8 protein-coding genes are annotated in these 6,890 nt (G+C 68.9%); 2 read left to right on the top strand and 6 right to left on the bottom strand.

Annotated features, from left to right (window positions below; genetic code table 11):
- Positions 1-53: 53 nt before the first annotated feature.
- From DQP58_RS25475 to DQP58_RS25450, 6 genes are read right to left on the bottom strand one after another with little or no spacing between them, the layout of a single operon-like run.
- Complete coding sequence (locus DQP58_RS25475; protein ID WP_112710854.1) at positions 54-779, bottom strand: class I SAM-dependent methyltransferase; 726 nt, start codon at positions 777-779, stop codon at positions 54-56.
- Positions 766-1,077, bottom strand: a complete 312-nt coding sequence (locus DQP58_RS25470) for a lycopene cyclase domain-containing protein (RefSeq protein ID WP_112710853.1) — start codon at positions 1,075-1,077, stop codon at positions 766-768. The genes DQP58_RS25475 and DQP58_RS25470 overlap by 14 nt, the downstream gene beginning before the upstream one ends.
- The gene (locus DQP58_RS25465; protein ID WP_112710852.1) at positions 1,074-1,397 is read right to left on the bottom strand and encodes a lycopene cyclase domain-containing protein; all 324 of its coding nucleotides are present in this window, start codon (positions 1,395-1,397) and stop codon (positions 1,074-1,076) included. Before DQP58_RS25465 ends, DQP58_RS25470 begins: the two co-directional genes overlap by 4 nt.
- Positions 1,394-2,347, bottom strand: a complete 954-nt coding sequence (locus tag DQP58_RS25460) for a phytoene/squalene synthase family protein (protein WP_112710851.1) — start codon at positions 2,345-2,347, stop codon at positions 1,394-1,396. Before DQP58_RS25460 ends, DQP58_RS25465 begins: the two co-directional genes overlap by 4 nt.
- Positions 2,344-3,864 carry a phytoene desaturase family protein gene (gene crtI / locus DQP58_RS25455; protein ID WP_112710855.1) on the bottom strand — a complete coding sequence of 507 codons (1,521 nt, stop codon included), beginning with the start codon at positions 3,862-3,864 and terminating at the stop codon, positions 2,344-2,346. Before crtI ends, DQP58_RS25460 begins: the two co-directional genes overlap by 4 nt.
- Positions 3,865-3,892: 28 nt before the next feature.
- Positions 3,893-5,017, bottom strand: a complete 1,125-nt coding sequence (locus tag DQP58_RS25450) for a polyprenyl synthetase family protein (protein ID WP_112710850.1) — start codon at positions 5,015-5,017, stop codon at positions 3,893-3,895.
- A gap of 277 nt (positions 5,018-5,294) precedes the next feature.
- Between DQP58_RS25450 and DQP58_RS25445 the strand changes: the two genes are divergently transcribed.
- Together DQP58_RS25445 and DQP58_RS25440 are read left to right on the top strand one after the other, a co-directional pair.
- Positions 5,295-5,807 carry a MarR family winged helix-turn-helix transcriptional regulator gene (locus DQP58_RS25445; RefSeq protein WP_112710849.1) on the top strand — a complete coding sequence of 171 codons (513 nt, stop codon included), beginning with the start codon at positions 5,295-5,297 and terminating at the stop codon, positions 5,805-5,807.
- A gap of 347 nt (positions 5,808-6,154) precedes the next feature.
- Positions 6,155-6,859: a hypothetical protein gene (locus tag DQP58_RS25440; protein ID WP_112710848.1), complete on the top strand. Its 705-nt coding sequence runs from the start codon at positions 6,155-6,157 to the stop codon at positions 6,857-6,859.
- Positions 6,860-6,890 lie beyond the last annotated feature (31 nt).

Here is a 6,890-nt window from a genome sequence, read left to right as displayed (position 1 = left end):
AGCGCCCGGCAATCCCGTTGGCGCGGCGAACGTTCGGCGCCGCCGGTCGGCGGTCATCGCGGCGCGTCCGCCAGGAAGGTGTGCACGATGTTGGCCTCCCAGCCGGGCATCGTCTCGCTGTGCACGGCGGTGAAGCCGGCGTCGGCGAGGCGTGTCTCGAACCGCGCGGCGCCGTCGAAATCCAATACGCTGCGCCACAGGTAGCGATAGAGCCCGGCGTCCCGGGTGCGCCACCACCCGGCGGGAATGATGATGGCCCAGCACACGGCGTGCCAGATGCGGGTCGCGGCGGGTGAGTCGCGTACCGAGTATTCGTGCACCGCCAGGGTGCCGCCCGGACGCAACAGCTCGCAGAACCTGCGCAGCTGTGCGTCGCGGTCGGCGACGTTACGGATCAGGTAGGCGGCCAGGATGCCGTCGAATGGTCCGGTGACCCCGTGCTCGGCGAGTTCTTCGACCGGCGTGTGCACGAAGCGCACCGAGGCGGGCCACTGCTTGGCGCGCGCCGCGTCGAGCATTCCGCGCGAGGCGTCGACGGCGACGATGTCGGCCTCCGGTGCGGTGGCGAGCAGCGCAGCCGTCGAGGCGCCCGTGCCGCAGCCGGCATCGAGCAACCGTAACCCCTTGCCGCGGTTCTGGATTCGCATCCGGCGCGCCGACAGGGTCAGCTGCGCGTGGTAACCGGGGCTGGCCCCGACCAGCCGGTCGTAAGCCGGCGCGCCCGCGTCGAACGCGGCCGCCAAGTCGGCGGGCGCGGGACCCGCATCACCGACGCGCACGTTGCCGTTCCCACAGCAGCAGCACCGCGGTGACCAACGCGAAGCCGAACAGAAAGTCTTCGACCGGGATGTCGAATGGGAAGCGCACGCCGCTCAGCTGCCGCTCGTCGTAGCTGACGACGGGGGAGCTGAGTTTCGTCAGCCAGCCGTCCACCGGTATCTGGAATCCCAGCACGATCAGCATCGACAGCCAGTACGCCGGACGGCGGAAGAGCCCGGTCCGCAGCACCGCCAATTCCAATGCGCAGACCAGCAATACCGCCAGCGTGGCCGGCAGCGTGTAGCCCAGGCCCGTCATCGGCGGTGCACCTTGTCCAGGATGGTGGTCACGGCGTTGTAGGTCAGCAACGCGCAGACCGGAATGACGAGGAAGAACAGCACCTCTTCGATCGGCACCCGGAAGGGGATGCCCAGGCCGCACAGATAGGCGCGGTCGTAAGTCCACACGTGCGCGGCGACGGCGATCTCATCCCAGATCAAGAACACCGCGGCCACCGGCACGATCGCCTTGACGGCCCGTCGCCACTGGCGGTAGACGCCAGGGCCGAAGATCTCCAGCGGCGCGGTGATCACCAGGCATGCGGCCAGCACCGCCAGGTATTGCCACCGATCGCTCATGCGGCCCCCGATTGACGAACGCCCCGCGCGCCGTTGCGCGCCCGCCACGACCGTATCAGTCCCGCACCGGCGACCCGAAGTCGTCGCGCCGTGCCGACGGTGGCCCGGTGATCGAACACCGCGAAGTCGCTTCTTTCGATGCAGTCCAGGATCTCCGAGTACAGCGCCGCCGCCGTCGCCACGCACGGTCGCGAGCGGCGGGCGAGCGTAGCGATCCCGTCAGCGGCGAATCGGTAAGTCTGCCGGGCGATTTCGTGCTGGGCGACCAGGGCGCGGCGCACCCGCGGATCGGTGCGGCGGTGTGTGTGACACCACGTCAACAGCTCCCGGTCGACCCCGTCGGCGGCGAGTTCGTCGGCCGGCAGGTAGACCCGGCCGCGTTGCAGGTCCTCGTCGACGTCACGCAGGAAATTGGTGAGCTGGAATGCGCGGCCCAGCGCCGCGGCGTACGGCGCCGCCTCCTGCACGGGCGTCACCGTGCCCAATATCGGAAGCACTTGCAGCCCAATGGCTTCCGCGGAGCCGCGCATGTAGCGGTTGAGGGCCTTGCGGTCCGGATAGTCGGTGATCGTGAGGTCCATCCGCATCGACGCCAAGAAGTCCTCGAACAACTCCGCGCTGATCCGATAGCGGCGCACGGTGTCGGTCACGGCGGCGACCAGCGGATCGTCCAGGTGCGCATCGCCGGAGAAGAATCGCTGCGACAGCTGCGCCAGCCTGCGCCCGCGGACGTCGGCGCCGACCGCTGGGTCGAGATCGTCGAGGATGTCGTCGGCGTACCGGGCGAAACCGTACAGCGCATGGACGGGTGGCCGCTGGTCGGGCGCGAGCAACCGGGTCGCGAGAAAGAAGGTGCGGCCATGCGCGGCGTTGAGTTCCCGGCACCGGCGATACCCGTCGCGCAACCACGGGTCGTCGATTCCGGCCGCCGTCAGCTCGCCGCGCATCATGGCGAACCGGCCTTCATGTCGACGTGCGCGGCCGACCGCGCGGCGATCCCGGTGATGCGGTCGGCGGCGAGCCGCCCGGAAATCAGCGTGGTCGGAACGCCGACGCCCGGCACCGTGGAGGACCCCGCGAGCACCGCGTTGTCGACGCCGCGCACCAGGTTGCCCGGCCGAAACGGTCCCGTCTGGCCGAAGGTGTGGGCCAGCGCGAACGGACTGCCGGCCGCCATGCCCTGGCGCGCCCAGTCGGCGGGCGTGACGACGCCCAAAACCCTTGCGTCGTGCGGCAACCCGGGCAGCAGCCGGTCGCCGACGTGCGCGATCATGTCCTCGACGTAGCGGTCGCCGGCAGTGGCCCAATCGATGGTGCCGCGATCCAGGTTCGGGGCGGGGGCGAGCACGTAGAGCAGATCACGCCCCTCGGGCGCCAGGGTGGGGTCGCCGGCCGTCGGCCGGGTGACCAGAAGCGACGGGTCCCGCATGAGCCGGCCGTCGCGGACGATGTCGGTGAAGGTCTGATCCCATGCCTCGCCGAACAGGATGGTGTGGTGGGCGGTCGTGGATGCGACGGCGGGGCAGCCCAGATGCGCCACAACGGCCGAGGGTGAGGGGCGCAGCCGCACGGCGCGACGCGGTGTGCGGCCGAGCAGCGCATAGGTCTGCGGCAGTTCGGTGGTCAACACCACCGCATCGCAGGCGATGCGTCCGGACCGCTCGGTCACCACGGCGGTCACCCGACCGCCCACCCGTTCGAGCGCGGTAACGGTTGCGCCGTAACGAAATTCGACGCCGGCGTCCGCGGCGGCCGCGGCCAGCGCGTCGGGCAGCGCCCGCACCCCGCCGCGCGGAAACACCACGCCCGAGATGGTGTCCATGTAGGCGATCACCGCGTAGACCGCCAGGGCATCGCGCGGCGCGACGCCGGCGTACAGCGACTGGAAGGTGAAGATCCGCTGCAACCGTGAGTCGCTGATGTACCGCTGGACCATCCGGTCCCATTTACGGAAGCCGCCGATCGCGGCCAGCCGCGCCAACTGCGGGGTGAGCAGCGACAGTGGTGAGTCGAAGTTCGCGGCGATGAAGCCGTCGAATTCGGTGCGATACAACCGCGTCAACCACTCCCGAAGTCGTCGATAGCCCGCTGCCTGCCCGAAGCCAGCGAACTCTGCGACGGCGTCGGCCATCCGATCCGCGTCGCTGTGCACGTCCAGCGTGCTGCCATCCGCGAACACGGCGCGATAAGCGGGGTCCACCGTCAGCAGCTCCATGCGGTCGCGCAGTTGTTCGCCGACCGCCGCGAACGTCTCGTCGATGATGTCCGGCATGGTGAGCACCGTCGGCCCGGTGTCGATGCGGTAGCCGTCGATGTCGAGGCGACCGGCCCGCCCGCCGGGCCATGGCTCGCGCTCGACCACCGTGACCGCACGGCCCCGGCCGGCCAGGTGCAACGCCGCGGCAAGGCCGGCCAATCCGGCGCCGACCACCACCACGTGATTTCCGCGCCCTTCGATGGTCCGCATGATCAACAGGCTCCCCGGTCGGTGCTCGTCATTCGGCGCGATCCGTGCAGACGGCTGCCATTTCGGCCAGCGCGGTGCGAACCGGCCCATCGATCGGCAGGTCGCCGAGGTGCTCGCACGCGGAAGCGATGCGGTCGCCGATCATCTCCTCGATCAGCCGCACCGCTCCCGTCTCGACGATGAGCGCTTTCCACCTGTCGATCGCGGCGTCGTCGAGGGTTTCACGATTCGCGAGTTCGTAAAGTTCGCGCCGCACCGGCGCGTCGGCCAGCTGGTGGGCGGCCACCACGACGCTGGTCGCCTTGCGCTCGAGCAGGTCGCCCGCGCAGGGCTTGCCCGTGATGGCGGGCGAACCGAAAACGCCGAGCACGTCGTCACGAAGCTGGAACGCCTCCCCGACGGCGGCACCGTAGCGGCCCAGTTGGGACAGCGTTCGATCGTCGCACCCGCCCATGGCCGCGCCGATTTCCAGCGGCCGGCGCACGGTGTAGTTCCCCGACTTACGCCGCGCCACGTCGAGCACGACTTCCAGCCCGGGCATTTGCCGGGCGTCGTTGACCAGGTCGGCGAACTGCCCGAGGGCGAGCTCGGTGCGCATGGCGTCATAGCGGGGCCACGCGCATTGCAGGCGCAGCGGCTCGACGCCGCTGTCGCGCAGCATCTGTTCGGCCCAGATGAGGCACAGGTCGCCGAGCAGAATGGCGGCCGATTCGCCGAACCGCCGAGACGAGCCGGACAGACCGCGCTCGCGGTGCCACTGGCCGAATTGCCGGTGCGCCGACGGGCGCCCGCGCCGTTCGGCGGAACCGTCCATGACGTCGTCTTGCAGCAGCGCAAAGGCGTGCAGCAATTCGAAACTGGCCGCGGCCCGCAGCGCCGCGTCGTCGGGCGGTGCGCCGCATAGCCAACCCAGATACACAAAGGTGGATCGCAGGCATTTACCGCCGGAGACGAACTCCACCAGGATGTCGCCGGCGGCGTCGATGCGCGCATCGTCGAGCTCGCCGACGCGCCGCGCGGCGACGAAGTCCGCGACGTCGCCAAGCACCATCCGGCGCACGTTCGATCGCCACGCTTGGAAGTCGTCGGCGGTGCACCAACCGATGACCACCGGCGGCGAGGCCGTGGCCGGCGAAAACGACAAAGCCCTCATGTGCGCAAGCGCTCCCTCCCGGACGGCTTGGCATGCTCAGGCCTGCACGGTCCAAACACACGCCTCATACCCGCCGATGAGGCGGGCAAAACCACAGCGCTGACCGCCAGACGCGCCCCGCGTCGCCCGCTACCCACATACCACGTGGTTCAATAACTTAAACATTAATTTAATGAACTTCAGGCGGTTGTGCCAGCCGAGCGGGCGGGCGGCGATGGGCCCGTCGACGCATCCTCGGTTAACCATTAAGTAACTGAAATAACGGCCGATCGGCGATATGCTGCACACAGATATGGACGCTGATGCCCAGCGCTGCGGCCGCGATGAGCTGGAGTCGCTGATCTCGGCCGATCTGCGGGAGCTGTCAACCGAGTCCGATCAGATCGGCCAGCTGTTCGCGCCGATGCATAGATTGCGGCCCAATGACTTTCGCGCCCTGCTCCACATCATGGCGGCAGAAAGCGGTGGACGGCCGATGACTTCTGGCGACCTCAGCCACCGGATGGGGTTGTCGGGGTCGGCGATCACCTACCTGGTGGACCGGCTGATCGACGGGGGTCATATCCGTCGTGAAAGCCATCCGGCGGATCGACGAAAGGTGTTGTTGCGCAACGATGAATACGGTCTGGTCACCGCCCGATCGTTCTTGCGCCCGCTGAGCAGCCATACCCGGATCGCCCTCGGTGCGCTATCCGATGCGGACCTGAGCGCCGCGCACCGGGTGCTTCGCGCGCTCATCGACGCGGTGCGGCACTTCGCGGAAGAGCTGGGCGGCGGGCCGAAACCCTAACCGGTGCAAAGGGTTAGGCCAGCGCCACGACGCGGCGCTGTGTGTGGTTGGGGGGCGGACCGCGCCGCCGACCACGCTGCAGTACACGCGCGCCTTGCGCAGCTCCCGCTAGAGACGCAGCTGTGAACTCCACCCGTTCGGCAGCGTACCGCCGAGGCGAGCGCCCCGGATGCCGATATCGCGAAAGGCCCAGGCGAAGCGTCCGTTTCATGGCCTTGTCGGCACCGGCAGCCGTTCGCTTCCCGGCCCTTTCCGCGGGTGGTTTGAACGCATGGACCGCGGGTATACGCGCGTCAAGCAGCTAACGCGATAGTCCCCCTGATGGACGTGAGGGGTGATGCGCCCCAATGAAAAAGTTCAGCCGCCGGTGGTACCGGCTAGCGATCACCTTCGCGTTCACGCTGACGCTGTGCGCCGTGCCGGGTCAGGCGGCCGCCGACCCCGGCGGCGCGGTGTTCCCCGGTATGGAGATCCGCCAGGGCGACGCGGTCTGCATGGTGGGGCTGGTCGAGCCGCGGCTGCGGATCGCCGTGACCAGTGGCCAGTGCGACGGCGGGAAGTCGACGGTGACCGACCGTGACCGCAAGCCGATCGGTTCGGTGATACTCGGACGTCGCCAGGTCGAGGCCGCCGCAGGCGCGGACACCGCGATGCTGCCCGTCGAATACGAAGTCATCGCGATCGCACCGGAGGTGACGGCCAGCGATGTGCTGCCGACGGGGCGCCATCTGGGCTCCGCGCCCGGCCTGCGCGCGCAGCCGGGCATGCCGGTGTGTCAGCTGCGCAGCGCGACCGGACAACGATGCGGCTCGGTCAGCTCGGTGAGCAATGGCCGTTTCGCCATCACTGACATGGGGTTCGACAGCCGGGACTTCGGCGGTCCGGTCTACACACTGACCAACGACAACAAGGCCGTGATCGTGGGACTGGTCGAGGGCACCTGGAAGTCCTCGCCCCAGATCGAGTCGTGGCAGGCGGTGATGGCGCAGATCTACGTGGACAGCCACACCTACAGTCCGCAGCAGCAGCCGCCCGTCCTGCGAATGATCTAGCCGCGCCGCGACGCGTTTTGCCTCACCATGA

The sequence above is a fragment of the Mycobacterium colombiense genome (assembly GCF_003284975.1).
GTDB lineage: Bacteria > Actinomycetota > Actinomycetes > Mycobacteriales > Mycobacteriaceae > Mycobacterium > Mycobacterium europaeum_A.
The sequence above is the reverse complement of the archived record's forward strand: the minus strand, read 5'-3'. Positions and strand labels throughout refer to the sequence as shown.

What these genes read in the sequence shown, in the direction of transcription:
- DQP58_RS25450 (WP_112710850.1), bottom strand. Translation starts at nt 5,017, where the DNA reads ATGAGGGCTTTGTCGTTTTCGCCGGCCACGGCCTCGCCGCCGGTGGTC.
- DQP58_RS25470 (WP_112710853.1), bottom strand. Translation starts at nt 1,077, where the DNA reads ATGACGGGCCTGGGCTACACGCTGCCGGCCACGCTGGCGGTATTGCTG.
- DQP58_RS25465 (WP_112710852.1), bottom strand. Translation starts at nt 1,397, where the DNA reads ATGAGCGATCGGTGGCAATACCTGGCGGTGCTGGCCGCATGCCTGGTG.
- DQP58_RS25440 (WP_112710848.1), top strand. Translation starts at nt 6,155, where the DNA reads ATGAAAAAGTTCAGCCGCCGGTGGTACCGGCTAGCGATCACCTTCGCG.
- crtI (WP_112710855.1), bottom strand. Translation starts at nt 3,864, where the DNA reads ATGCGGACCATCGAAGGGCGCGGAAATCACGTGGTGGTGGTCGGCGCC.
- DQP58_RS25460 (WP_112710851.1), bottom strand. Translation starts at nt 2,347, where the DNA reads ATGATGCGCGGCGAGCTGACGGCGGCCGGAATCGACGACCCGTGGTTG.
- DQP58_RS25445 (WP_112710849.1), top strand. Translation starts at nt 5,295, where the DNA reads ATGCTGCACACAGATATGGACGCTGATGCCCAGCGCTGCGGCCGCGAT.